At 65.8% G+C, this 24,033-nt stretch carries 25 protein-coding genes; 23 read left to right on the top strand and 2 right to left on the bottom strand.

Annotated elements, in window-relative coordinates:
* Positions 1–19 precede the first annotated feature (19 nt).
* The 6 genes from IT40_RS17475 to IT40_RS17450 are packed head-to-tail and all read left to right on the top strand — an operon-like array spanning position 20 to position 5,494.
* Positions 20–1,162 (top strand): CaiB/BaiF CoA transferase family protein, encoded by a 1,143-nt coding sequence (locus tag IT40_RS17475; protein WP_036757843.1) that lies wholly within the window; start codon positions 20–22, stop codon positions 1,160–1,162.
* Positions 1,162–2,115: a hydroxymethylglutaryl-CoA lyase gene (locus IT40_RS17470; protein WP_036757842.1), complete on the top strand. Its 954-nt coding sequence runs from the start codon at positions 1,162–1,164 to the stop codon at positions 2,113–2,115. Before IT40_RS17475 ends, IT40_RS17470 begins: the two co-directional genes overlap by 1 nt.
* 32 nt (positions 2,116–2,147) lie before the next feature.
* Positions 2,148–3,140, top strand: coding sequence for a TRAP transporter substrate-binding protein DctP (dctP, locus tag IT40_RS17465; protein WP_036757841.1), 993 nt, complete (start codon positions 2,148–2,150; stop codon positions 3,138–3,140).
* Positions 3,137–3,673: a TRAP transporter small permease gene (locus tag IT40_RS17460; protein WP_084197246.1), complete on the top strand. Its 537-nt coding sequence runs from the start codon at positions 3,137–3,139 to the stop codon at positions 3,671–3,673. The genes dctP and IT40_RS17460 overlap by 4 nt, the downstream gene beginning before the upstream one ends.
* On the top strand, positions 3,670–4,956 hold the full coding sequence (locus IT40_RS17455; RefSeq protein ID WP_036757840.1) for a TRAP transporter large permease: 1,287 nt from the start codon (positions 3,670–3,672) through the stop codon (positions 4,954–4,956). The genes IT40_RS17460 and IT40_RS17455 overlap by 4 nt, the downstream gene beginning before the upstream one ends.
* Positions 4,957–4,966: 10 nt before the next feature.
* Positions 4,967–5,494 (top strand): gamma carbonic anhydrase family protein, encoded by a 528-nt coding sequence (locus IT40_RS17450; protein ID WP_036757839.1) that lies wholly within the window; start codon positions 4,967–4,969, stop codon positions 5,492–5,494.
* Positions 5,495–5,501: 7 nt separating this feature from the next.
* On the opposite strand, the gene IT40_RS17445 is transcribed toward IT40_RS17450, so the two are convergent.
* Positions 5,502–5,987: an Lrp/AsnC family transcriptional regulator gene (locus IT40_RS17445; RefSeq protein ID WP_036757838.1), complete on the bottom strand. Its 486-nt coding sequence runs from the start codon at positions 5,985–5,987 to the stop codon at positions 5,502–5,504.
* A gap of 125 nt (positions 5,988–6,112) precedes the next feature.
* Between IT40_RS17445 and hppD the strand changes: the two genes are divergently transcribed.
* Together hppD and IT40_RS17435 are read left to right on the top strand one after the other, a co-directional pair.
* Positions 6,113–7,225 carry a 4-hydroxyphenylpyruvate dioxygenase gene (gene hppD / locus IT40_RS17440; RefSeq protein ID WP_036757837.1) on the top strand — a complete coding sequence of 371 codons (1,113 nt, stop codon included), beginning with the start codon at positions 6,113–6,115 and terminating at the stop codon, positions 7,223–7,225.
* Between the two features lie 57 nt (positions 7,226–7,282).
* Complete coding sequence (locus IT40_RS17435; protein ID WP_036757836.1) at positions 7,283–7,636, top strand: Rieske (2Fe-2S) protein; 354 nt, start codon at positions 7,283–7,285, stop codon at positions 7,634–7,636.
* Positions 7,637–7,941: 305 nt separating this feature from the next.
* On the opposite strand, the gene IT40_RS17430 is transcribed toward IT40_RS17435, so the two are convergent.
* The gene (locus IT40_RS17430) at positions 7,942–8,367 is read right to left on the bottom strand and encodes a MarR family winged helix-turn-helix transcriptional regulator (protein WP_036757835.1); all 426 of its coding nucleotides are present in this window, start codon (positions 8,365–8,367) and stop codon (positions 7,942–7,944) included.
* Between the two features lie 138 nt (positions 8,368–8,505).
* Between IT40_RS17430 and hmgA the strand changes: the two genes are divergently transcribed.
* From hmgA to trbG, 15 genes are all read left to right on the top strand, one after another.
* On the top strand, positions 8,506–9,867 hold the full coding sequence (gene hmgA / locus IT40_RS17425; RefSeq protein WP_036757834.1) for a homogentisate 1,2-dioxygenase: 1,362 nt from the start codon (positions 8,506–8,508) through the stop codon (positions 9,865–9,867).
* Between the two features lie 60 nt (positions 9,868–9,927).
* Positions 9,928–11,133 carry a fumarylacetoacetase gene (fahA, locus tag IT40_RS17420; protein WP_084197244.1) on the top strand — a complete coding sequence of 402 codons (1,206 nt, stop codon included), beginning with the start codon at positions 9,928–9,930 and terminating at the stop codon, positions 11,131–11,133.
* A complete protein-coding gene (gene maiA, locus IT40_RS17415; protein ID WP_036757832.1) occupies positions 11,130–11,783 on the top strand; it encodes a maleylacetoacetate isomerase in 654 nt (217 codons plus the stop codon). The genes fahA and maiA overlap by 4 nt, the downstream gene beginning before the upstream one ends.
* Positions 11,784–12,050: 267 nt before the next feature.
* Positions 12,051–12,752 carry a Crp/Fnr family transcriptional regulator gene (locus tag IT40_RS17410; RefSeq protein ID WP_166443850.1) on the top strand — a complete coding sequence of 234 codons (702 nt, stop codon included), beginning with the start codon at positions 12,051–12,053 and terminating at the stop codon, positions 12,750–12,752.
* 11 nt (positions 12,753–12,763) lie between these two features.
* Entirely contained in the window at positions 12,764–14,227 is a 1,464-nt protein-coding gene (locus tag IT40_RS17405) for a tyrosine phenol-lyase (protein WP_084197242.1), read from the top strand.
* A 356-nt stretch (positions 14,228–14,583) separates the two neighbouring features.
* Positions 14,584–15,471 carry a LysR family transcriptional regulator gene (locus IT40_RS17400; protein ID WP_036757830.1) on the top strand — a complete coding sequence of 296 codons (888 nt, stop codon included), beginning with the start codon at positions 14,584–14,586 and terminating at the stop codon, positions 15,469–15,471.
* A gap of 237 nt (positions 15,472–15,708) precedes the next feature.
* Complete coding sequence (gene trbB, locus IT40_RS17395; RefSeq protein ID WP_243700197.1) at positions 15,709–16,659, top strand: P-type conjugative transfer ATPase TrbB; 951 nt, start codon at positions 15,709–15,711, stop codon at positions 16,657–16,659.
* Positions 16,656–16,988, top strand: coding sequence for a TrbC/VirB2 family type IV secretion system protein (locus tag IT40_RS17390; protein WP_036757828.1), 333 nt, complete (start codon positions 16,656–16,658; stop codon positions 16,986–16,988). The genes trbB and IT40_RS17390 overlap by 4 nt, the downstream gene beginning before the upstream one ends.
* A complete protein-coding gene (locus IT40_RS17385) occupies positions 16,988–17,269 on the top strand; it encodes a VirB3 family type IV secretion system protein (protein ID WP_036757827.1) in 282 nt (93 codons plus the stop codon). The genes IT40_RS17390 and IT40_RS17385 overlap by 1 nt, the downstream gene beginning before the upstream one ends.
* Positions 17,270–17,281: 12 nt before the next feature.
* Positions 17,282–19,867: a conjugal transfer protein TrbE gene (gene trbE / locus IT40_RS17380; RefSeq protein ID WP_084197240.1), complete on the top strand. Its 2,586-nt coding sequence runs from the start codon at positions 17,282–17,284 to the stop codon at positions 19,865–19,867.
* On the top strand, positions 19,864–20,643 hold the full coding sequence (gene trbJ, locus IT40_RS17375) for a P-type conjugative transfer protein TrbJ (RefSeq protein WP_036757826.1): 780 nt from the start codon (positions 19,864–19,866) through the stop codon (positions 20,641–20,643). The genes trbE and trbJ overlap by 4 nt, the downstream gene beginning before the upstream one ends.
* Before the next feature lie 19 nt (positions 20,644–20,662).
* Entirely contained in the window at positions 20,663–20,959 is a 297-nt protein-coding gene (trbK-alt, locus tag IT40_RS17370; RefSeq protein WP_036757824.1) for a putative entry exclusion protein TrbK-alt, read from the top strand.
* A gap of 6 nt (positions 20,960–20,965) precedes the next feature.
* On the top strand, positions 20,966–22,291 hold the full coding sequence (gene trbL / locus IT40_RS17365; protein WP_036757822.1) for a P-type conjugative transfer protein TrbL: 1,326 nt from the start codon (positions 20,966–20,968) through the stop codon (positions 22,289–22,291).
* The gene (gene trbF, locus IT40_RS17360; protein ID WP_036757821.1) at positions 22,288–22,977 is read left to right on the top strand and encodes a conjugal transfer protein TrbF; all 690 of its coding nucleotides are present in this window, start codon (positions 22,288–22,290) and stop codon (positions 22,975–22,977) included. Before trbL ends, trbF begins: the two co-directional genes overlap by 4 nt.
* Before the next feature lie 56 nt (positions 22,978–23,033).
* Complete coding sequence (gene trbG, locus IT40_RS17355; RefSeq protein ID WP_052096099.1) at positions 23,034–24,032, top strand: P-type conjugative transfer protein TrbG; 999 nt, start codon at positions 23,034–23,036, stop codon at positions 24,030–24,032.
* Position 24,033: the final 1 nt, after the last annotated feature.

Here is a 24,033-nt window from a genome sequence, read left to right as displayed (position 1 = left end):
AGAGAAATGGGAGAAATCGATGAATCTGCCTTTGAACGGCATCCGCGTCGTCGAGATGAGCCATATGGTCATGGGACCGTCCTGCGGGATGTTCCTGGCCTTCCTGGGCGCCGAGGTCATCAAGATCGAGCCGCCCGAGGGCGACAAGACTCGCAACCTGACCGGCATGGGGGCGGGGTTCTTTCCGACCTTCAACCGCGGCAAGAAATCCGTGGTGCTGGACATCAAGGCGCCCGAGGGCCGCGCCGACCTGGACCGTCTGCTGGCGACCGCCGATGTCTTCGTCGAGAATTTCCGCGCCGAGAGCCTGGCGAAGATGGGCCTGGATCCCGAAAGCCTGCGCCAGCGCTTCCCGCGGCTGATCGTGGCATCCTGCAAGGGTTTCCTGGAAGGCCCCTATGAAAACCGCGCGGCCATGGATGAGCTGGTGCAGATGATGACCGGCATGGCCTATATGACCGGGCCGACCGGGCGGCCGCTGCGGATCGGATCCTCGGCCAACGACATCATGGGCGGGCTGTTCGCGGCCTATGGCGTCCTGGGCCAGGTCATCGCCCGGGGCCGCGATGGCAAGGGCAGCATCGTCCGCTCGGGCCTGTTCGAGAACTGCCTGCTGCTGGTCGCACAGCACATGGTGCAGTTCGACATCGAGGGCACCGAAAGCCCGCCGATGCCGGAACGCATCTTCTCGTGGCCGGTCTACGACATCTTCCAGACCCGCGACGGTCGGCAGATCTTCCTGGGCGCCGTCACCGAAACGCAATGGACCGCGCTGTGCCGCGTGCTGGGGCTGGAACCGCTGCTGTCCGACCCGCGGTTGCGGACCCGCCCCGACCAGATCGCCGCGCGGCACTGGACCCTGCCTATCGTCGCAAAGGCGGTGGCCGGCCGCGACTATGCCGACCTGCTGGCCGTCTGCGACGCCGCCGCGCTACTGTGTTCCCCCATCGCCCGCCCGGCCGAGATGTATGACGACCCGCATGTCACGCGCCCCGGCGGGCTGATCTGGTCGCATTACGCCGACAAGAAGGATTTCCGCGCGCCGGGACTGCCCTTCTCGGTCGATGGCGCGGCGCCGGTGCCGGCCAATGCCGACCTGCCGTCCATCGGCCAGCACACGGCCGAGATCCTGTCATCCCTGCCGCAGATGGAGAAGGCGTGATGGCCGGCGATGTGACGCGCGTCTATCCGGCGGGCCGGGTGATCCTGCGCGAGGTCGGGCTGCGCGACGGGTTGCAACTGACGAAAAGCTTCCCCTCGACCGAAGCCAAGTCCGACTGGATCCGCCGCGAACATGCCGCCGGCGTGCGCCATTTCGAGGTGGGGTCGTTCCTGCCGGCCAACCGCTTTCCGCAATTCGCCGATGTCCGCGACCTGACCGGCCTGGTCAACGGCCTGGGCGCGCACTCGCTGGGCCTGGTGCTGAACGAACGCGGCGCCCGCGACGCGCTGGCGGCCGGGGTGACGGAACTGACCGTGGTTCTGTCGGCGACCGAGGCGCATAACCTGGCCAATGCCCGCCGCCCGCGCGAACAGTCGCTGGCCGAGATCGCCCACACCGTGCGCCTGCGCGACGAGGCAGGGTCGGCGACGCTGATCAACGTGGGAATCGCCATGGCGACCGGCTGCTCGCTGTCGGGCGCCGTCGATCCCGCCGAGGTCGAGCGGCTGGCCGAGGCTTGCCTGGCGGCCGGCGTCGATCTGGTTGGAATCGCCGACACGGTCGGCTATGGCGGGCCGCGCCAGATGGCCGACCTGTGCCGCCGGATGACCGCGCTGATGGGCGACCGGCCCTATGTCGTCCACCTGCACGATACCCGCGGCATGGGCCTGGCGAATGCTCTGGCGGCTTACGACGCCGGGGCTCGGGTCTTCGACGCCTCGCTGGCGGGTCTTGGGGGCTGCCCCTTCGCGCCGGGCGCTACCGGCAATGTCGTCTTCGAGGATCTCGTCTATCTGTTCGAGACCGCCGGCATCCGCACCGGCATCGACCTGGAACAGGTCATCACCATCCGCGAGATCCTGTCGCGCGAAATGCCCGACGAGACGCTGCATGGCAGCCTGGCGCAGGCCGGGCCGCCCAAGGGAATGAGCTGGCAGGCTGGCGCGGCCTGACGGACAACAAACACAGGGGAGGAGGAACCCACATGAACGCACGCACCCTTCTGGCCGGCACGGCCCTGGCCGTTGTCACGACGCTTCCGGCGATGGCGGCGACGCCGATCCGATGCAGCCACCAGTTGCCGCCGCAGCACGAGGTCGCCAAGGTTATCGACCGCTGGGCCGCCGAGGTCGAGACGCTGTCGAATGGCGAACTGGACATCCAGCTGTTCGGCGCCAACGCCTTGGCCAAGCCCGAAGAGAACATCCCCTCGGTTGCCAAGGGCAGCTTCGAATGCGCCTTCTCGGTCAACTTCCAGTGGGGCAAGACCTTGCCGGCGATGAACGTGACCCTGCGCCCCTTCGCCTTCAGCGACCCCGAGATCTGGCGCGACTGGCCGGATTCGGAACCCGCCGCCTATCTCGAGAGGCTGATGGAGGAGAAGCGGCTGAAGAACATCGCCTGGCTGTTCCAGACCCGGATGAGCGTCTTCACCTCGAACGACGAGCCGCTGGTGGCGCCCGCCGATTTCCAAGGCGTCAAGATCCGCGGCCTGAACCCGGCCTTCGACACCGGCCTGACCGCGATGGGCGCGGCGACCAGTTCGATGCCAGGATCCGAGGTCTATCAGGCACTGTCCACCGGCGTCATCGACGCGGCCATCACCGATGTCGCCGCCGCCTATGCCCGCAAGTATTACGAGGTGCAGAACCAGATGACCGTCACGCCGGTCATCTCGGTCTTCTTCAACGGCTACATGAACCAGGCCTTCTATGACGGGCTGACCGATGCGCAGAGGGCGGCCCTGGACGAGGCCGGCAGGAAGGCCGCCGCCTGGGCGGTCGAGGACGGGCTGGCCGCCGAGGAAGCCGCGCCCGGCCTGCTGGAGGCCGAGGGCGTCGCTCTGCATGTCGCCACGCCCGAGGAGAACGAGGCGATCCGCGCCGTGATGCAGCCGGCCTTCGACGCGGCCTTCATCGAGGAAGGCGGCGAGGACGTGACCGAACTGCTGAAGCTGGTCGACGGGATGGTGAAATGACGATGGCGCATCCGTCCGAAGGACAGGGCGCGGCGGGGATCGGGCAGGGTTCGATCTGGACCGTGCTGGCCTGGCCGATCCACGCGCTTGCCGCCGTCTCGGCGGCGCTGGTGGCGGCAGGCTTCGCCGCCGTGGTGGTCGCAGTCTTCTATCGCTATCTGCTGGGCGCGCCGCTGAACGGGGTGGACGAGCTGACCGGCTATCTGGTGGTCGCCATCGCCTCTTGCGGCTTAGGCAGCGCGCTGCTGCTGGACCAGCATATCGGCGTCGACATCCTGACCGCCTCGGCCCGGGGCCGGGCCCGGCGCGGGCTGGAGATCTGGGCGGCGCTCTGCGTGATGGGCGGCGCGGCGATGCTGACCTGGTCGGCCTGGCATACCGTCATCTTCAACCGCGACTTCGGCACCTATTCCACCGGCCCGCTGGAGATTCCGATCTGGTGGGTGCAGGCGCCGATGGTGCCCGGCAGCATCGTGCTGGGCCTTGCCGCATTGATGCGCCTGTTGCGCGCCGCCCTGGGGGATGCGAAATGACCGGATTGCTGATCGTCATCGGGCTGATCGCCCTGCTGCTGTCGGGCATCCCGATCTTCGCGGCCCTGTTGCTGACCGGATCGGCGGTGCTGTTCTTCGCCGAAGGCTCGATCGAGAGCGTCGCCGACACGGTGTTCGCGCATCTCAATTCCCCGGTGCTGCTGACCATTCCGCTGTTCATCCTGATGGCGCAGCTGATGATCCGGTCGGGTGCTGTCGATGACCTGTTCCAGATGGCCAATACCCTGATCGGCCATGTCAAGGGCGGCATCGGCGTGGCGACCATCCTCAGCTGCACGATCTTCGCCGCGATCTCCGGCTCGTCGGTCGCCACCGCGGTGTCGATTGGCCAGACCGCCATCCCGCAGATGAAACGCTATGGCTTCCCCGAGCGCAGCGCCCTTGGCCTGGTCGCGGCGGGCGGCACGCTGGGCATCCTGATCCCGCCCTCGGGGCCGATGATCCTCTATGCCGTGGTCGCCAATGCCTCGATCGGCGCGCTGTTTTTGGCGGGGATCATTCCCGGCCTGCTGCTGGCCCTGGTCTTCGCGGTCTTCTGCCTCATCAGCGCCCGCAGGTCCGGCGATATCGACCGCGCGCCCTTCCCGGGCTGGAAGGCGGTGCTGGCGGCGATGAACAAGTCGATCTGGGCGCTGCTGATGCCGCCGGTGGTGATGGGCGGGATCTATTTCGGCATCTTCACCGCGACCGAGGCCGCAGCGGTCGGCTGTCTCTATGCGCTGCTGGTCGGGCTGCTGGTCTATCGCAACCTGGGGCTGCGCAACCTGGGCCTGTGCCTGCGCGACACGGTGCTGACCTCGCTGATGGTCTTCGCCATCATCGCGGGCGCGGCGGTTTTCGGCAATGCGATCACCATCATCCGCCTGCCGAACCAGATATCCGAACTGATCGTGGCGATGAACCTGACGCCGATGATGTTCATCCTGGTGGTCATGGCGATGATCTTCGTGATGGGCATGTTCCTGGAAAGCATTGCCATCATCCTGATCACCACGCCGATCCTGCTGCCGGCGCTGATCGCCCTGGATATCGACCTGATCTGGTATGGCGTGCTGCTGATGATCAACCTGGAACTGGCGATGATCACCCCGCCGGTCGGCATGAACCTGTTCGTCATCAAGGGCATCACCGGCAGCCCGCTGTCCACCGTGATCCGCGGCGCCGCGCCCTTCGTGCTGCTGATGATCGGCGGGATGCTGACGATCATGGCGCTGCCCGACCTGGCGACCTGGCTGCCGCGCGTCGCCGGCTACAGGTTCTGAGGGTCCGGGGATGAGCATCTACAGGCTGAACGACCGCCAGCCTCGCTTGCCGGACGGGGGCGACTTCTGGGTCGCCCCCACCGCCACGGTGGTGGGCGAGGTGACCATCGGCCCCGAGGTCGGCATCTGGTTCGGCGCTGTGCTGCGCGGCGACAACGAGCCGATTACGGTCGGCGCCCGCACCAACATCCAGGAACACGCGATGATCCATGCCGATCCGGGCTTTCCGGCCAGGATCGGCGCAGACGTCACTATCGGCCATCGCGCCATCGTACACGGCTGCACCATTGGCGACGGGTCGCTGATCGGAATGGGTGCCATGGTCCTGAACGGCGCGCGGATCGGGCGTGGGTGCCTGATCGGCGCGGGTACCCTGGTCACAGAGGGGACGGAGATCCCGGATGGCAGCCTGGTCATCGGCAGCCCCGGCAAGGTGGTCCGCACCCTGAACGAAGCCGCTCGCCAGAGCCTGCTGCAATCGGCAGCGAGCTATGTTGCGAACTGGCGCCGCTTCGCTGCCGGCCTCGCTGAGACCTGATCTCGCATCAACCTGAATCGGGCGTCGTGACCAGACCGGGCGCGACGCCCTTTTCATCCTTCAACGTCCTGAGTACGATTTCCGAGCGCACCTGCGCGACCTGCGAATGTGGCAACAGTTGACGATGGATGAAATCCGAAAACGCCTCGAGGTCGCGCACCCGGACATCGAGCACGTAATCCGCATCCCCCGAGACCGAGAAGGCCGCGCGGATCTGCGGATGCGCCGCGACGAAGCGGGCGAAATCATCGTCCTTCCGCTGGCCGTGGCTGGACAGATTGACCCGAATGATGGCGCGTAGCCCAAAGCCGAGCCTAGTCGCATTCAGCCGCGCCGAATAGCCTTCGATGATCCCGGCCTGTTCCAGGTTCACCCGCCTGCGCGAGCATTGCGAGGCCGACAGGTTCACCACCTCAGACAGAGCGGCGTTGGTCATCGCGCCATCGGCCTGCAATGCAACAAGTATGGCGATGTCAAACTGATCAAGGCTCATTGCGCGCACGAATTCGGCCGATTCCGCTTATTTCATGCAAATATGGGGTAGTTTTCACCAAATTTGCAACCCCCTTGCAGCGACATTGTGTCACATTCCCACCCATAAGCGAACAGGAGGAAATTATGGGACCCTTCCCGCACAACGCCCCCAAGGCCACGATCAGCAAGGCCAACCCGGCTGGCACCGACGGTTTCGAATTCGTCGAATTCGCCCATCCGCAGCCCGAGATCCTCGACCGGATCTTCCGCCAGATGGGTTTCGTGCCGGTCGCGAAGCACAAGTCGAAGGAGATCACGCTCTATCGCCAGGGCGACATCAACTATCTGCTGAATGCCGATCCCGACAGCTACGCGGCGGGCTTCGTCGCCCAGCATGGCCCCTGCGCCCCGGCCATGGCCTGGCGCGTCGTCGATGCGCAGGTGGCGCTGAAGCGGGCGCTTGAGCTGGGCGCGCGGGAATATACGGGCGAGGGCAAGTCGATCGAGGCGCCGGCGGTCCATGGCATCGGCGGCTCGCTGCTCTATTTCATCGACCGCTATGGCGACGAGGGCAGCGCCTACGAGGCCGACTATGACTGGCTGGCCGAAGCGGACCCGCGCCCCGAGGGCTTCGGCTTCTACTACCTGGACCACCTGACCCACAATGTCATCCGCGGCAACATGGACACCTGGTACAAGTTCTACCACGACACGTTCAATTTCCGCGAGATCAAGTATTTCGACATCAAGGGCAAGCAGACCGGCCTGGTCAGCCGCGCACTGACCTCGCCCGACGGCAAGATTCGCATCCCGATCAACGAAAGCACCGACGATCACAGCCAGATCGAGGAATATCTGCGCGAATACAAGGGCGAGGGCATCCAGCACATCGCCATCGCCAGCGAGGACATCTATGCCGGGACCGACGCCATCGCGGCGGCGGGGATGGAATTCATGCCGGGGCCGCCCGATACCTATTACGAGATGTCGCATCGCCGCGTGAAGGGGCATCAGGAACCCATCGAGCGGATGAAGAAGCACGGCATCCTGATCGACGGCGAAGGCGTCGTGGGCGGCGGCATGACGCGGGTGCTGCTGCAGATCTTCTCGAAAACCGTGATCGGGCCGATCTTCTTCGAATTCATCCAGCGCAAGGGCGATGACGGCTTCGGCGAGGGCAATTTCCGCGCCCTGTTCGAATCCATCGAGGAGGACCAGATCCGCCGTGGCGTTCTCAGCGCCGACCCCGCCGAATAAATCGGTACCGCGCAACCTGCCTGCGCTTGCAGGCAGGTTTCTGTCGGAGATCGTTCGATGGCCTGGACCGATTATTCATCCGCCCCTGCCGCCGGCACGCCAGTCTGCGCCGAAGCGCAAGTCGAGGGCATCCTGTCGCTGTCCGTGACGACCGACAGGGGCTCGTTCCCGATGCTGGTGGTCCGCGTCGGCGATGAACTGCTGGCCTATGTGAATGCCTGCCCGCACCAGTATCTGCCGCTCGACTATCGCGGCGACCAGTTGGTCTCGGCAGACGGAACCAAATTGATGTGCACCGCTCATGGCGCCTGCTTTGACATTCGCTCGGGAGATGTGGTCGAGGGCGCGGATTGCGGCCTCGATGCCGTGCCGGTAAGCGTGCGGGACGGGATCATCGTTATCTCAGGCTGATCCTGTGACTTGGCATTGGCCGTGATTTTGCATCGCGCGAGGAGGTTTCACGAGCAAGATCGCTCAATACAGCAGGTCCGGCTACAAGATCGGGCTGCAGCCGGACATCCTCTTGATCTGCCTGAAGTTCCACCATCCGCCCACATGGCTTGGACACCATAATGGACCGATGTTTCTGCCGTGACCGTCAAGATGGCTGCCTCTTCGAGTGGAGTTCGGCGATATCACCTGAAAGCATCCACCGAGGAACCGCTGGACCATCTGGATCTGTCAAGCCGGATCGGTTGGATCAGGACGATAGCAGATCACACTTCCGTTCCGGTCAGCCGGGTCAGCGCCCGTCCGAGCACCGCGGCATCGTCGCCCAACTCGGCCAGCAGCTCCGCCTGGAAATCCTCGGCGATGCGGCCCAGGCGCTGCATCAGCGCCCGGCCCGCAGGCGTGAGTTCCAGCGCGACCAGCCGCCGGTCGGTGCTATGGCCGGATTTCCGCACCAACCCCGCCGTTTCCAGCCGCGTGGCGGCGCGGCTGACGATGGATTTCTCCAGGTTCACCCGCGCCGTGATGTCGCGCACGCTGACCGCGCCCGCCTTGTCCAGATGCGCCAGCACCCGCCATTCGGGGACGGTCAGCCCGGCCTCGGCCTCGTAGAGCGCGGCGAAGCGGCGGCTGATCCGGGCTGCCGCGACGCTGAGCCGATAGGGCAGGAACTGGTCCAGATCGAACGACATGCGTGCCTCCTGCGCGCAACACAGCAGAAATTCATTGCGGTTGCAACAAGCGCGCGCCGCTCGCAGATCGCCGTTGACATCGTTGCATATGCAACAGTATGATCGTTGCAATCCCAACGAATATGCAGGAGAGTTGCAATGACGACCCATGATCTTCCAGTGGGGATGATGCGGGCCGCGACTGCCACCGGCACGCATCCGGGCTACATGCCCGGCTTCGGCAACGACTTCGAGACCGAGGCGCTGCCCGGCGCCTTGCCGCAGGGCCAGAACAGTCCCCAGAAATGCGAATACGGCCTTTACGCCGAGCAGCTGTCGGGCACCGCCTTCACTGCGCCGCGCGGCCAGAACGAGCGGACCTGGTGCTATCGCATCCGGCCCTCGGTCCGCCATACCGGCGATTTCGCGGCGATCGAGCTGCCGCATTGGAAGACGGCGCCGAACCTGCGCGACGACATCGTCAGCCTGGGCCAGTATCGCTGGGACCCGATCCCGGTCCCGGAGGAGGAGCTGACCTGGATCACCGGCATGCGCACCATGACCACGGCCGGCGACGTGAACATCCAGGTCGGCATGGCGTCGCATGTCTACCTGGTTACCCGCTCGATGCAGGACGAATATTTCTTCTCGGCCGACAGCGAGTTGCTGGTGGTCCCGCAAGAGGGCCGGCTGCGCTTCTGCACCGAACTGGGCGTGATCGACCTGGAGCCGAAGGAGATCGCCATTCTCCCGCGTGGCTTGGTCTATCGCGTCGAGGTGCTGGAAGGTCCCTGCCGGGGCTTCGTCTGCGAGAATTACGGCCAGAAGTTCGATCTGCCCAGCCGCGGCCCCATCGGCGCCAACTGCCTGGCCAATCCGCGCGACTTCAAATGCCCGGTGGCGGCCTTCGAGGATCGCGAGGTCCGGTCCCGCGTGGTCATCAAGTGGTGCGGCCAGTTCCACGAGACCTGGATCGACCACTCGCCGCTGGACGTGGTGGCCTGGCACGGGAATTACTGCCCATACAAATACGACCTGCGGACCTACTCGCCGGTGGGCGCGATCCTGTTCGACCATCCCGACCCGTCGATCTTCACCGTGCTGACCGCGCCCTCGGGACAGGAGGGCACGGCGAATATCGACTTCGTGCTGTTCCGCGAGCGCTGGATGGTGGCCGAGCACAGCTTCCGCCCGCCCTGGTATCACAAGAACATCATGTCCGAGCTGATGGGCAACATCTACGGCATCTACGACGCCAAGCCGCAGGGCTTCGCGCCGGGCGGCATCAGCCTGCACAATTGCATGCTGCCGCACGGCCCCGACCGCGACGCCTTCGAGGGCGCCAGCAATGCGGAACTGAAGCCCGAGAAGCTGGAGGAGACCATGAGCTTCATGTTCGAGACCCGCTTTCCCCAGCACCTCACCGAATTCGCCGCCCGCGAGGCCCCGATGCAGCAGGACTACATCGAGGTCTGGGACCGGCTCGAGAAGAAGTTCGACGGAACGCCCGGCGTCAAGTGAGGCCCCAAGGTCGAAGGCCGGGGGCCGGGGATATTTGCACAAGAAAGAAGGAGGCCGGTTGTGGCTCTATTGCGGTCCTGGCTCGAAAGCGCCAATCAGGCGGATTGCCCGTTTCCCCTGAACAACCTGCCCTATGGGGTGTTCTCCGTGTCGGGCGATGCGCCGCGCTGCGGGGTGGCCATCGGCGACATGATCCTCGACCTGGCCGAATGCGAGGCGCGCGGGCTGGTCGATGCGGGCGGCACGTTCGCGCAGCCGGGGCTCAACGATTTCATCGCGCTGGGGCGGGCGAAATGGGACGAGATCCGCGCCCGGCTGACCGCGCTTCTGGCCGAGGAGGGCGACCGCAGCCTGCCGCTGGTCGCCATGGCCGAGGCACAACTGCACCTGCCGATCCGGGTCACGGAGTTCACCGATTTCTACGCCTCGAAGAACCATGCCTTCAATGTGGGCGTGCTGTTTCGCGGTCCCGAGAACGCCCTGCCGCCGCAATGGACGCATATGCCCATCGGCTATAACGGGCGGGCGTCCTCGGTCGTGGTCTCGGGCACGCCGATCCGCCGTCCGATGGGTCAGTTGAAGGGCGAGGCCGGGCCGGAATGGGCGCCTTGCCGCAGGCTGGACCTGGAGCTTGAGCTGGGCGCCATCGTCGGCGCGGACAGCGTGATGGGCCAGCGCCTGAGCGTCGAGGACGCAGAGCAGGCGATCTTCGGCTATGTGCTGCTGAACGACTGGTCGGCGCGCGACGTGCAAGCCTGGGAATACCAGCCGTTGGGCCCGTTCCAGTCCAAGGCGCTTGGCACCACCATCGGCGCATGGATCGTGACCCAGGCGGCGCTGGAGCCGTTTCGCTGCGCGGGTGCCGAGCGGGCGAACCCGCTGCTGCCCTATCTGCACGAGCGGCGGCCGGGGCTTTACGACCTGGAGATCGGCTGGACCATGAACGGCCAGGTCATGGGGCGGACGAATTACGGCGTCATGTATTACTCCAGCGCCCAGCAACTGGCGCATCACACCAGTTCCGGCTGCCCGATGCGGGTCGGCGACCTGCTGGGCTCGGGCACGATCTCGGGGCCGGAGCGCGAGCAGACCGGGGCGCTGCTGGAGATGACCGGGGGCGGCAAGGTGCCGGTCACGGTCAATGGCGCGCCCCGCACCTTCATCGAGGACGGCGACGAGATCGGGCTGTTCGCCCAGGCGCGGGGCGAGGGTTATCGCATCGGCTTCGGCCCCTGCACCGGGCAGGTCCTGCCTGCGCTGCCATGACGGTCGTGCTGCACGACTACTGGCGCTCTTCCGCATCCTACCGGGTGCGGATCGCGCTGGCGCTGAAGGGCATCGCCTATGAGCGGGTGGCGGTGGATCTGGTGGCCGGTGAGCAGCGGCGCGCGGATCATCTGGCGCTGAACCCGCAGGGGCTGGTGCCGGTGCTGGAGATCGACGGGCTGCGGCTGACGCAGTCGCTGGCGATCCTGGAATACCTCGAGGAAACCCGGCCGCAGCCGGCGCTGCTGCCCGAAGGCGCGGCGGCGCGGGCGCATGCCCGGGCGTTGGCGCTGGCGGTGGCCTGCGAGATCCATCCGCTCTCGAATCTGGGGGTGCTGGCGCGGGTGGAGGCATTGGCCGGATCCGAGGCGCGCACCGCCTGGAACCGCGAGAACATCGCCCGCGGCTTGGAGGCCGTCGAGCGGCTGCTGGACCATCCGGGCTTTGCCGGGCGGTTCTGCCATGGCGACAGGCCGGGCATGGCCGATTGCGTGCTGATCCCGCAGATCTACAACGCCAGCCGCTGGGGGGTGGAGTTTCAGGATCTAGCTCGCGTTTCGGCGGTGGCAACAAATTGCGTGACCGTTACGGCCTTTGTCGCCGCTCATCCCGACAATTGCGTCCCGCATAGGCGTCAATCAGATTGGTAAAATCCCCGGTCGGCTACCCTGCCATCACGCATGCCACCATCCGGGGCGGGAATTCTTTCAGGCTGCATAGTATGACAACTTTACCTGATGACCAAGTGGCGTGAGCAACCCCAGCATTTATACAATCTTTCCTAAGGCAACAGGATAGCGAGCTGTAGTTACCGCTACTGAACCGCAGCAGATTCGTTGCTAGGAGGGATTACCACTGCACGCCCGATCCTGGGAAATAGCTGCAGTAGGGGTGCGGGAGGCAATGAAGCCATGGTCATGCGGACTCATGCCGACGAGGTGAATCAACTCCCCATCGTGCCCTGGATCGAGTTTCGGGACCAGAGCGGCTGGAATGACGCGCTGCATCTCGGCCGTAAGGTGACGTGGAACGCGCGTTTCGTCGTCCAGCGGCCCGAGGACGCGGTGGCAAGCATCTTCCTGTTGCGCTCGGGCACGATCAAGGTCGCCGCCGCCAGCGAGACCGGCCTGCAACGGACGCTGTGGCTGAGCGGGCCGGGTTCGACCCTCGGCGAAGCGGCGATGTTCGGCCACCACCCCTACATGCACCACATCACCGTGATCGAGCCCTGCGTCGCCTACGAGTTCTCTCGCCGGGTGGTGCTGGAGGAGCTGCTGCCCCGCCATCCCGCCGTCAGCGTCGCGCTGATCTCGAATCTTGCCGCCAAGTGCTACGTGATGTCGACGCAGGTCGAGGAGATCACCTTCCTGTCGGTGCCCCAGCGGCTGGCCCGGTTCTTCTATGGCCTGTACCTGGCGCGCGGTTCGGAGCGGCTGCCGCTGTCGCACGCCGACATAGGCGACCTGCTGGGCCTGCATCGCGTGACCGTCAGCCGCACGATAAGCGCGATGAAGCGCGCCGGCCTGCTCGAGAGCGACACGCACGAGATCGTCGTAACCGACATCACCGCACTTGCCACCTTCGTCACGGAAACCACGCCGCAGGATATGCGGCCCTAAGGGAGAGAGAAATGACCAAACATTACGTCGCCGAGCCGTACAAGATCAAGGTGATCGAACCGATCTCCGTCACCACCAAGGCCGAGCGAGAACGCTTCATCGCCGAGGCCGGGTACAACACCTTCCTGCTGCGCTCGAACCAGTGCATGATCGACCTGCTGACCGACAGCGGCACCACCGCGATGAGCGACAACCAATGGGCGGGCATGATGCTGGGCGACGAGGCCTATGCCGGCAGCCGGAACTTCCTGCACCTGCAAGAGGTGGTGCGCGAATATTACGGGTTCCGCCACATCGTGCCGACGCATCAGGGCCGCGGTGCCGAGAACCTACTGTCGATGATCATGATCAAGCCGGGCGATTGCGTGCCGGGCAACATGTACTTCACCACCACGCGCGCGCATCAGGAGCGCAACGGCGCGACCTTCGTCGATATCATCGTCGACGAAGCGCATGATTCGCAGCTCGACCTGCCCTTCAAGGGCAATGTCGACCTGTCCAAGCTGGAGCGGCTGATCGCCGAGGTCGGCGCCGAGCGCATCCCCTATCTGTGCCTCGCGGTCACGGTGAACCTTGCCGGCGGCCAGCCAGTCAGCATGGCCAACATGCGCGCCGTCCACAAGCTGTGCGCCGCGCACGGCATCAAGGTGATGTATGACGCCACCCGCTGCATCGAGAACGCCTATTTCATCAAGACACGCGAGGAGGGCTATGCGGACGTGACCATTGCCGCGATCCTCAAGGAGATGATGTCCTATGCCGACGGCTGCACGATGAGCGGCAAGAAGGACTGCCTGGTCAATATCGGCGGCTTCCTGTGCATGAACGACGAGGAGCTTTACCAGAAGGCCTCGGAACTGGTCGTGCTGTTCGAGGGGATGCCCAGCTATGGCGGGATGGCCGGACGCGACATGGAGGCGATGGCCCGCGGCATCGTCGAGTCGGTCGATTACAACTATATCCATCACCGCGTGGCGCAGTGCCGCTATCTGGCCGACAAGCTGGACGAAGCCGGCATCCCGGTGGTGAAACCGACCGGCGGCCACGCCGTCTTCATCGACGCCAGGGCCTTCCTGCCGCATGTGGCACAGGACCGTTTCCCCGCCCAGACCCTGGCTGCCGAGCTTTATGTCGAATCGGGAGTGCGCGCCATGGAACGGGGGATCGTCTCGGCCGGCCGCAATCGCGAAACCGGCGACCATCATCGGCCCAAGCTGGAACTGGTGCGGCTGACCCTTCCGCGGCGGGTCTATACCTACGCGCATCTCGACACGGTCGCCGAGGCGTGCATCGCCGTCTACAAGCGCCGGGGCAGGATCGCCGGTCTGGAGATGATCCACGAGCCGAAGGTGCTGCGCTTCTTCACGGCGCGGTTCCAGCCGCTCGTTGATCTTGCGAAGACCAAGGCGAGACAGCCTGCAGATATCGAGAAAGACGACGTTTCGGCACAATACCGTCCTGCCGTTCTTCGATGAATTATCGCCTTGCTCAAAAGAATAAAGGTGTGGCTGCCACTACTGGCCGTGCGCACCATCAGAACTCGATCGTAAGGATCCCCTGATCCAAGCGCCGCGTTGTGTCGTTCGAATGCAACAGCCGGCCTACCGGAAGCGCTTCAGGAACAGGCAACAGTTCGCAGCTTGGCTCGGCTGGCCCTGAAACAGAGGTCATAGACGGCGTGACGGTACTCTGTACCGCCAGACGGGCTAGGCGATATCAGTACACGCTCGAAATTTTCCTAATGCTGCACGCCGACTCGAGATCCCGCGATTTATAAGCATCGCCCTTAAACGCCCCGTTTCGGGATCTATCGACAGAGACAATAGCGCGTATGGATCTTCGGCATCTCCGATATGTTGTCGCGACAGCCCGCAATGGCAGCTTCAGCGCCGCCGCGCTGGAACTGGAGGTCCAGCAGCCGGTCGTAAGCCGACGGATCCGCGAACTCGAGGAAGAGCTTGGCGTTGCCTTGTTCGACCGCTCGACAGCAGGGGCAACTCTGACTCCCGTCGGCGAGGATTTCACGGTCATGGCCGGACGCATCCTGAACGATCTCCAGCACCTGACCGACCGCACGCAGGCCGCTGTCCAAGGCAGGCGAGGCAGCGTCATGCTAGGCTTCTACAAATCGCTGTCCTCGGGCAACCTGCGCTTCATCCTGCGCCGCTTCCGCGAAAACCATCCCGACATCGGCCTGGATCTGCTGGAAGCGCCCTTCGTCGAACTGATGGCCGATATCCATTCGGGCAAGCTGGACGTCGCGGTCATCCTCGGCGATCCGGATCGGTGCCCGGTGCTTCACACCATGGCGATCGGCACCGAGCAGTTGGTGGTTGTTTTGCCTGAAAGCCATCCGCTGGCTGAAAAACCGTTCGTCTACTGGTCGGACCTGAAAGGAGAACGCCTTCTGATCTCGCATCAGGATCCTGGTCCTGACATCCGCAACATCCTGATCGGCAAACTCGCAGCGCCATCGGACAGCCCCGAGATCGTCAACCTGCACGTCAGCCGCGAGAGCATCCTCAGCCTGGTCGGAGCGGGTGAGGGCATCAGCCTGCAATGCGAATGCGCGAGCGGTTTGACGGGGCTGGGTGCGGTGTTCCGGCCGGTTCATGACGCCAATGGCGCGACCCGGATCGGCTACGTCGCCTGCTGGCATCCGGGGAACGACAATCCGGTTCTGAAGACTTTCCTGGAGGCGCTTCGCCCGGAAGTGTGAGAGGCATCGGAAGCTACCCTGTGCCGCCTGCGCAGAAAATCCTTGCCGCAGGTCTCCTGTATTTTTTCGCTCCCCTACGATCCACCACGATTTCAGAAAGTTAGCTGTTGCGCGAACCTGTTTTGAGGCTCTTTTAGTCGACCCCATCCGGGGATCTTCTCTCGCCGCCCCGGAGGAACGGGGGACGGGATGGCAGGTCCAGACCACAGACAGGCAGTGGTAGCGCGCGGTGTCCGCATGCTCCGCACCGCGCTGGGGCCTGCCATCTCGTCCCTGCTGCGCGATCCCGAGATCGTCGAGGTCATGCTGAACCCGGACGGCCGGATCTGGGTCGACCGGCTGCGCGACGGGCTGGTCGAGACCGGCCAGATCCTGTCCCCGGCCGACGGCGAGCGCATCATCCGGCTGGTCGCGCATCATGTCGGCGTCGAGGTCCATGCCCGCAGCCCGCGCGTTTCCGCCGAATTGCCGGAAACCGGAGAACGCTTCGAGGGTCTGCTGCCGCCCGTGGTCGCGGCCCCAGCCTTCGCCATCCGCAAACCCGCTGTCGCTGTCTTCACCCTCGACGACTACGTCGGCTCGGGTATCATGACCCGGATGCAGGCCGAGGCGCTACGTCTCGCGGTCGCGACCCGCGCCAACATCCTCGTCGCCGGCGGCACCTCGACCGGCAAGACCACCCTGACCAACGCGCTGCTGGCCGAGGTGGCGAAGACGCAGGACCGGGTGGTGATCATCGAGGACACCCGCGAGTTGCAATGCGCGGCGCCCAATCTGGTGGCGATGCGGACCAAGGACGGCGTCGCCAGCCTGTCCGACCTGGTGCGCTCATCGCTGCGGCTGCGTCCCGACCGTATCCCGATCGGCGAGGTGCGCGGGTCCGAAGCGCTGGATCTGCTCAAGGCCTGGGGCACCGGACATCCCGGCGGCATCGGCACCATCCATGCCGGATCGGGAATCGGCGCCCTGCGCCGCCTCGAACAGCTGATCCAGGAGGCCGTCGTCACGGTGCCGCGCGCCATGATCGCGGAAACCATCGATCTCGTTGCCGTTCTCGCCGGGCGCGGTTCCGCGCGCGAGCTGGTCGAACTGGCCCGCATCGCTGGGCTTGGGCCGGAGGGCGACTACCGCATCGCTTCCGTCATTCCTGACGCCGACACCCCACAAGATACTGGAGAACCAGAATGATCCGCCATGCCCTGCACATCCGTCATTACGTCGCGACGGCGGCGACCGCGCTCTATGTCAGTCTGTTCATCGCTCCGGCCGCACATGCCGCCGGTTCCTCGATGCCCTGGGAAGCACCGCTGCAATCGATCCTCGATTCCATCGAGGGGCCGGTGGCGAAAATCGTGGCGGTGATCATCATCATCGTCACCGGCCTGACGCTGGCCTTCGGCGATACCGGCGGCGGTTTCCGCCGCCTGATCCAGATCGTCTTCGGCATCTCCATCGCCTTCGCCGCCTCCAGCTTCTTCCTGTCCTTCTTCAGCTTCGGCGGCGGGGCGCTGGTGTGATGTCGGCGACGTTCGAACAGCTGGATACGATACCGGGCTTCTCGGTCCCGGTGCATCGCGCCCTGACCGAGCCGATCCTGCTCGGTGGAGCACCCCGAAGTGTCGCAATCCTGAACGGCACCCTGGCCGGGGCCGTGGGCCTTGGGCTGCAGCTTTGGCTCGCGGGTCTCCTGATCTGGGCCGTCGGCCATGTCGCGGCGGTCTGGGCGGCGAAACGCGACCCGCTCTTCGTCGAGGTCGCGCGCCGCCATCTGCGCCTGCCTGGGCGGCTGGAGGTCTGAGGGAGCCCGGTCATGATGAACCTCGCCGAATACCGTCGCACCACCAGCCGTCTCGCCGATTTCCTGCCCTGGGCGGCGCTGATCGGCGAGGGCATCGTGCTGAACAAGGACGGCTCGTTCCAGCGCACGGCCCGGTTCCGCGGTCCCGATCTGGATTCTGCCGTCGCGGCCGAGCTGGTCGCAGTGGCCGGACGGCTCAACAATGCCTTTCGCCGCCTCGGCTCCGGCTGGGCGATCTTCGTCGAGGCGCAGCGGTCTGAGGCCGCGACCTATCCCGATAGCACCTTCCCCGATCCGGCCTCGGCGCTGGTCGATGCCGAGCGCAAGGCGGAATTCGAGCAGGAAGGCAGCCATTTCGTTTCCGGCTATTTCCTGACCTTCCTCTGGCTGCCGCCCGCCGAGGAAGCCGCGCGATCCGAATCCTGGCTCTATGAGGGCCGCGAGACCACAGGCGTGAACCCCTGGGAACAGGTGCGGGGTTTTGCCGACCGCACCGACCGGATGCTGGCGCTGCTGGACGGCTTCATGCCGGAATGCGCCTGGCTCGACGATGCCGGGACGCTGACCTACCTGCATTCCACGATCTCGACCAACCGGCAGCGGGTGCGGGTACCGGAGGTGCCGGTCTATCTGGATGCGCTGCTGGCCGATCAGCCGCTGACCGGCGGGCTGGAGCCGCGCCTCGGCGACCGGCATCTGCGGGTGCTGACCATCACCGGCTTTCCGGGTGCCACCACGCCCGGCATTCTCGACGACCTGAATCGCATCGCTTTCCCCTATCGTTGGTCCACCCGTGCCATCCTGATCGACAAGGTGGATGCGACCCGGCTGCTGACCGGGATCCGGCGGCAATGGTTCGCAAAGCGCAAGAGTATCGCGGCCATCCTCAAGGAAGTCATGACCAGCGAACCCGCGGCGCTGGTGGACACCGACGCGGCGAACAAGGCCGCCGATGCCGACATGGCACTGCAGGAACTTGGGGCAGACATCGCCGGCATGGGTTTTGTCACGGCGACGATCACGGTCTGGGATGAGGACGCCCGCGTCGCCGACGAGAAGCTGCGGCTGATCGAGAAGATCGTTCAGGGCCGAGATTTCACCGCCATGATCGAGACGGTCAATGCCGTCGACGCCTGGCTCGGCTCTCTGCCCGGCCACGCCTATGCCAATGTCCGCCAGCCGCCGATCTCGACGCTGAATCTGGCGCACATGATCCCACTCTCTGCCGTCTGGGCCGGCGAGGCGAGGGATATGCATTTCGACGCGCCGCCGCTACTCTACGGGCGTACCGAGGGCTCGACGCCGTTCCGGTTCTCGCTGCATGTCGGCGATGTCGGCCATACGCTGGTCGTCGGCCCGACCGGCGCGGGCAAGTCGGTGTTGCTGGCGCTGATGGCACTGCAATTCCGGCGCTACGAAGGATCGCAGGTCTTTGCCTTCGATTTCGGCGGCAGCATCCGCGCCGCCGCGCTCGCGATGGGCGGCGACTGGCACGATCTCGGCGGCGGGCTGAGCGAGGGTGACGAGGCTTCCGTCGCCCTGCAGCCGCTGGCCCGCATCCATGAGACCGCCGAGCGGGCCTGGGCGGCGGATTGGATCTCCGCCATTCTTTCGCGCGAGAGCATCGCGGTCACCCCGGAGGTGAAGGAACATCTCTGGACGGCGCTGATCTCGCTGGCCTCGGCCCCGGTCGGGGAGCGCACCATCACCGGCCTCGCCGTGCTGCTGCAATCCAACGAGTTGAAGCAGGCGCTGCGGCCCTATTGCGTTGGCGGCCCCTATGGCCGACTGCTTGACGCCGAGGGCGAGCATCTCGGCGCGGCCGATGTCCAGGCCTTCGAGATCGAGGGGCTGGTCGGCACCAGCGCGGCGCCCGCGGTTCTGTCCTATCTGTTCCACCGCATCGGCGACCGGCTCGATGGCCGCCCGACGCTGCTGATCATCGACGAGGGCTGGCTGGCGCTGGACGACGATGCCTTCGCGGAGCAACTGCGCGAATGGCTGAAGACGCTGCGGAAGAAGAACGCCTCGGTCGTCTTCGCGACGCAAAGCCTGTCCGACATCGACAATTCCGCCATCGCGCCCGCAATCATCGAAAGCTGCCCGACTCGGCTGCTGCTGCCGAACGAACGCGCCGTCGAGCCGCAGATCACCGCCATCTATCGCCGCTTTGGGCTGAACGACCGCCAGATCGAGATCCTCGCAAGGGCGGCGCCGAAGCGGAACTATTACTGCCAGTCCCGGCGCGGCAACCGTCTGTTCGAGCTGGGGCTCTCTGAGGTCGGCCTCGCGCTCTGCACTGCATCCTCGAAGTCCGATCAGGCGCTGATCTCGAGCATCCTCGCCGAGCATGGCCGCAACGGTTTTCTCGCTGCTTGGCTCAAGGCGCGCGGCGTCGACTGGGCGGCGGAACTGATCCCGGATCTCGACAATCTGGCTCCCAATGAGGTTGGCGTGCCCCTTTTTGAACCGAGTGGTTCGAAGCCCGTGCCCGCTGACGCCGACATCGACGCCACCACCGCCCGCGAACCAGACGATTCCGTTCCGGCTGAACCGGAACCCGCACCCACTGACGCCACAGAGGAGATTCTTCCATGACACGAACCCGCATGCCCCGCGTCGTCGGCACCTCGCTGCTGGCGCTCACCCTTGCCGCCCCGCTGGCGCTGGCCCCGATCCTTGCGACGCCAGCCCACGCCTTCTTCGGCGGGTTCGGGCGCATCGTCTACGATCCGACCAACCATGCCGAGAACCTGCTGACCGCGGCGCGGACGCTGGAGCAGATCAACAACCAGATCGCTTCGCTGCAGAACGAGGCGCAGATGCTGATCAACCAGGCCCGCAATCTCGAAAGCCTGCCCCACAGTTCGCTGCAGCAGTTGCAGCAGAATGTCCAACGCACGCAACAGCTGCTGGACGAAGCACAGAACATCGCCTTCGACGTGCAGGACATCGACCGGATGTTCCAGCAGGACTACGGCACCCTCTCCCCGACCGCGAGCGACGCCCAGATCATCGCCGATGCCCGGACCCGCTGGCAGAACAGCATCGGTGGCTTGCAGGACGCCATGCGCGTCCAGGCCGGCGTCACCGGCAATATCGACAGCAATCGCGAGGAGATGGCGACGCTGGTCGATGAGAGTCAGAATGCCGTCGGCGCGCTGCAGGCCACCCAGGCCGGCAACCAGCTGCTCGCGCTCCAGTCCCAGCAGATCTCGGACCTGATCGCCGTGGTCTCGGCCAATGGAAGGACCGAGGCGCTGACCGAGGCCGAGCGCGCGACGGCCGCCGAACAGGGCCGCATCCAGCGCGAACGCTTTCTGACGCCCGGCAGCGGTTACCAGCCCGGCAATGCCCGGATGTTCAACAACTGAAACCCGAGGCGGCGCAACCATGGGAGGCAAGGCGATGGCCCGGCTCATTGCCATCCTGTTCCTGGCGATCGTGATGACCGTGACGCTGATCCGGATGGAACGGAGCGGCGATCTGCCGCCGCTGCCCGGGCGGGAAGATCGGTCGCAGCCGGAAGATCCGCTACGCGCCGATCAGCGGCGCTGCCAGCGCATGGGCGAGGCCGCAGCCAAGGACGCCGAATGCCTCGCGATCTGGGCCGAGACCCGCGACCGGTTTCTAGGGCGCTATCCTGCTCCGGCATCGTTCGGCCCATCCACTTCGCCCGAAGCGGAGTGATCATCCATGGGCGGCACCGGGGTCATCGACGAGTTCCTGGCTGTCTTCACCAGCTATATCGACTCGGGCTTCGGGCTGCTGGGCGGCGAAGTCGCCTTCATCGCCACCACCCTGATCGTCATCGACGTGACCCTGGCCGCCCTGTTCTGGACCTGGGGCGCCGATGACGACATCGTCGCCCGGTTGGTCAAGAAGACCCTCTTCGTCGGCGTCTTCGCCTGGCTGATCACCAACTGGAACAGCCTCGCCCGGATCGTCTTCGAGAGCTTCGCCGGGCTTGGGCTCATGGCCTCGGGCACCGGCTTTTCCGCCGCCGATCTGATGCGTCCCGGCCGCGTCGCCCAGACCGGGCTCGATGCGGGGCGGCCGCTGCTGGAATCCATCTCCGACCTGATGGGCTGGGTCGCGGTCTTCGAGAACCTGATCCAGATCCTCTGCCTGTTCTTCGCCTGGGCGCTGGTCATCCTCGCCTTCTTCATCCTCGCCGTGCAGCTTTTCGTCACCCTGATCGAGTTCAAGCTCACCACGCTGGCCGGTTTCGTGCTCATCCCCTTCGGATTGTTCGGCAAGACGGCGTTCATGGCCGAGCGGGTGCTGGGCAATGTCGTGTCATCGGGGATCAAGGTGTTGGTGTTGGCGGTGATCATCGGCATCGGCAGCACCTTGTTCGGCCGGTTCACCACCGGCTTCGGCGGCGTTTCCCCCACCGTCGACGATGCCATGGCCATCGTCCTCGCCGCCCTGTCCCTGCTGGGTCTCGGCATCTTCGGCCCCGGCATCGCCACCGGGCTGGTTTCCGGCGGCCCGCAACTGGGCGCGGGTGCCGTCGCCGGCACCGGCCTCGCCATCGGGGGTGCGGCGCTGGCTGCGGGCGGGGCGACGGTGCTCGGCGCCAAGGGCGTCGCCGCGACCGCGCGCGGCGGGGCTGCCACGGCAGGAGCCGCCTCCACCGCATATACCCTCAACTCCGCCGGGCAATCCGGGATCGGTGGCGCACTCTCCGGTGCCGCCGGCGTCGGCAAGGGCGCGGGCATCGCCGCCATGACCCCGCTGCGCCGGGCGGCGGCCAGTCTCAATGCCAGCCGCGAAGCCGGCGTGAAGGCCGGTTTCACCAGCACCGGAGGATCGACCACGCAAGGCACGCTTGGCGGCACGAGTGCCGGTGTTGGTAGCTCGAATGCCGGTGCCGGCGGCAATGCGCCCGCCTGGGCGCAGCGCATGCGCGGCCAGTCACTTGCCCGGGGCGCAGCCGTCACCGCCCATGCCGTGCGCTCCGGCGACAGCCATGGCCCCGGCGCCTCCGTCTCCCTTTCCGAAAGCGACAAGCCATGAATCTCTTCAAACGCCCCGCCACCCATTTCGGCAAGACCCCGGAACCGGTCACGCCCTATCAGAAGGCGGCGCAGGTCTGGGACGAGCGCATCGGCTCGGCCCGGGTCCAGGCGCGGAACTGGCGGCTGATGGCCTTCGCCTGCCTGTTCCTGGCCGGGGGTTTCGCTGCGGCACTGGTCTGGCAATCGTCGCGCGGCACCGTGATGCCCTGGGTGGTGCAGGTCGACGATCTCGGTCAGGCTCAGGCTGTCGCCCCGGCCGCGGCCGACTACCGCCCCACCGATCCGCAGATCGCCTGGCATCTCGGCCGCTTCATCGAGCAGGTCCGGTCGATCCCCGCCGATCCGGTGATCCTGCGCCAGAACTGGCTCAGGGCCTATGACTGGACCACCGACCGTGGCGCTGCGGCGCTGAACGACCATGCCCGCGGCAGCGATCCCTTCTCCAACCTGGGCGAGCGGCAGGTCTCGGTCGAAGTCTCCAGCGTCATCCGCGCCTCGCCCGACAGTTTTCGGGTCGCCTGGACGGAAAAGCGCTACGAGAACGGCCAGCTGTCCGCCACCGAGCGCTGGACCGCGATCCTGACCATCGTCATCCAGACGCCCCGCACGGCCGACGCCCTGCGCGCCAATCCCCTCGGCATCTACGTCAATGCGATCTCTTGGTCGCGGGAGATGAGCCAATGAGCATCGTTCTCACCGAAGGAGCGACCGGGAATCCGGTGAAGCGTTTGCCCGGATGCATGCTGGCCGCGGTCCTGCTGTCGGCCACCGTGCTGGCGGGCTGCGCTACCAGCAAGGCCCCGCAGTTCAGTTACGACGACCATGTCCCGCCGCTGCCGTCGCCGCCCGCTGCCGTTCAGGCTGACCCTGCCCCGAAACCGCTGCATGTGCCACCGGGCTGGACGCCAGCGAAAGGCGGCAATGTGGCGGAGAACCCCACCGGCCGGGTGGCCAATGCCAATCTCGCGGCCCGGGTGGAGCCGCGCCGCGAGGGCTATTACAATGCCATCCAGGTCTATCCCTGGTCCGAGGGCGCGCTTTATCAGGTCTATGCCGCGCCGGGACAGATCACCGATATTGCGCTGGAGCCGGGCGAGCGGCTGACCGGAACCGGTCCCATCGCCGCCGGCGACACCGCGCGCTGGATCATCGGCGATACCGAGAGTGGCAGCGGCGCGTCCCGCCGCGTGCATGTGCTGGTCAAGCCGACACGGTCTGAGATCACCACCAATCTGGTCATCGCCACCGACCGGCGCAGCTACATGCTGGAACTGCGCGCCGGCGAGGAGACCTGGATGCCGGCGGTGTCGTGGCACTATCCGGAAACCTCCTCGTCCACAGCCACGCAGCGGCGGGCGATGCCCATGACACCGGCGATTCCTGCGGCTGCCGCGCGCAACCACCGCTACGGCTTGCAGATCGTGGGCACGAGCCCGCCCTGGCGGCCGGTCTCGGTCTTCGACGATGGCCGCCGGGTCTATGTCGTCTTCCCGTCCGGCATCGCGCAAGGCGAGATGCCGCCTCTCTTCGTCATCGGCACCGACGGCGCGCCGGAGATCGTCAACAGCCGCGTCCATGGCAATGTGCTGATCGTCGACCGCATCTTCGCCGCCGCCGAACTGCGACTGGGTAGCCGCAAGCGCCAGCAGGTGGTCCGGATCCATCGGTTGCCGCCAGCGCAGCAGGCTGTTGCGCCGGCGAGCGGGCACGTTGGCGCTAAAACCCAGCAGGGATCGTGAT

Source organism: Paracoccus versutus, assembly GCF_000763885.1.
GTDB classification, from domain to species: domain Bacteria; phylum Pseudomonadota; class Alphaproteobacteria; order Rhodobacterales; family Rhodobacteraceae; genus Paracoccus; species Paracoccus versutus.
The sequence above is the reverse complement of the archived record's forward strand: the minus strand, read 5'-3'. Positions and strand labels throughout refer to the sequence as shown.

Bases quoted from the DNA above. Each gene is read 5' to 3' on its own strand.
- trbL (WP_036757822.1), top strand. From the start codon at position 20,966: ATGGGCGGCACCGGGGTCATCGACGAGTTCCTGGCTGTCTTCACCAGC.
- IT40_RS17460 (WP_084197246.1), top strand. From the start codon at position 3,137: ATGACGATGGCGCATCCGTCCGAAGGACAGGGCGCGGCGGGGATCGGG.
- IT40_RS17405 (WP_084197242.1), top strand. From the start codon at position 12,764: ATGACCAAACATTACGTCGCCGAGCCGTACAAGATCAAGGTGATCGAA.
- trbF (WP_036757821.1), top strand. From the start codon at position 22,288: ATGAATCTCTTCAAACGCCCCGCCACCCATTTCGGCAAGACCCCGGAA.
- IT40_RS17385 (WP_036757827.1), top strand. From the start codon at position 16,988: ATGTCGGCGACGTTCGAACAGCTGGATACGATACCGGGCTTCTCGGTC.
- hmgA (WP_036757834.1), top strand. From the start codon at position 8,506: ATGACGACCCATGATCTTCCAGTGGGGATGATGCGGGCCGCGACTGCC.
- IT40_RS17475 (WP_036757843.1), top strand. From the start codon at position 20: ATGAATCTGCCTTTGAACGGCATCCGCGTCGTCGAGATGAGCCATATG.
- IT40_RS17430 (WP_036757835.1), bottom strand. From the start codon at position 8,367: ATGTCGTTCGATCTGGACCAGTTCCTGCCCTATCGGCTCAGCGTCGCG.
- trbK-alt (WP_036757824.1), top strand. From the start codon at position 20,663: ATGGGAGGCAAGGCGATGGCCCGGCTCATTGCCATCCTGTTCCTGGCG.
- IT40_RS17435 (WP_036757836.1), top strand. From the start codon at position 7,283: ATGGCCTGGACCGATTATTCATCCGCCCCTGCCGCCGGCACGCCAGTC.
- trbE (WP_084197240.1), top strand. From the start codon at position 17,282: ATGATGAACCTCGCCGAATACCGTCGCACCACCAGCCGTCTCGCCGAT.
- trbB (WP_243700197.1), top strand. From the start codon at position 15,709: ATGCTCCGCACCGCGCTGGGGCCTGCCATCTCGTCCCTGCTGCGCGAT.
- trbJ (WP_036757826.1), top strand. From the start codon at position 19,864: ATGACACGAACCCGCATGCCCCGCGTCGTCGGCACCTCGCTGCTGGCG.
- IT40_RS17390 (WP_036757828.1), top strand. From the start codon at position 16,656: ATGATCCGCCATGCCCTGCACATCCGTCATTACGTCGCGACGGCGGCG.
- maiA (WP_036757832.1), top strand. From the start codon at position 11,130: ATGACGGTCGTGCTGCACGACTACTGGCGCTCTTCCGCATCCTACCGG.
- IT40_RS17455 (WP_036757840.1), top strand. From the start codon at position 3,670: ATGACCGGATTGCTGATCGTCATCGGGCTGATCGCCCTGCTGCTGTCG.
- IT40_RS17470 (WP_036757842.1), top strand. From the start codon at position 1,162: ATGGCCGGCGATGTGACGCGCGTCTATCCGGCGGGCCGGGTGATCCTG.
- trbG (WP_052096099.1), top strand. From the start codon at position 23,034: ATGCTGGCCGCGGTCCTGCTGTCGGCCACCGTGCTGGCGGGCTGCGCT.
- IT40_RS17410 (WP_166443850.1), top strand. From the start codon at position 12,051: ATGCGGACTCATGCCGACGAGGTGAATCAACTCCCCATCGTGCCCTGG.
- dctP (WP_036757841.1), top strand. From the start codon at position 2,148: ATGAACGCACGCACCCTTCTGGCCGGCACGGCCCTGGCCGTTGTCACG.
- IT40_RS17400 (WP_036757830.1), top strand. From the start codon at position 14,584: ATGGATCTTCGGCATCTCCGATATGTTGTCGCGACAGCCCGCAATGGC.
- hppD (WP_036757837.1), top strand. From the start codon at position 6,113: ATGGGACCCTTCCCGCACAACGCCCCCAAGGCCACGATCAGCAAGGCC.
- IT40_RS17450 (WP_036757839.1), top strand. From the start codon at position 4,967: ATGAGCATCTACAGGCTGAACGACCGCCAGCCTCGCTTGCCGGACGGG.
- IT40_RS17445 (WP_036757838.1), bottom strand. From the start codon at position 5,987: ATGAGCCTTGATCAGTTTGACATCGCCATACTTGTTGCATTGCAGGCC.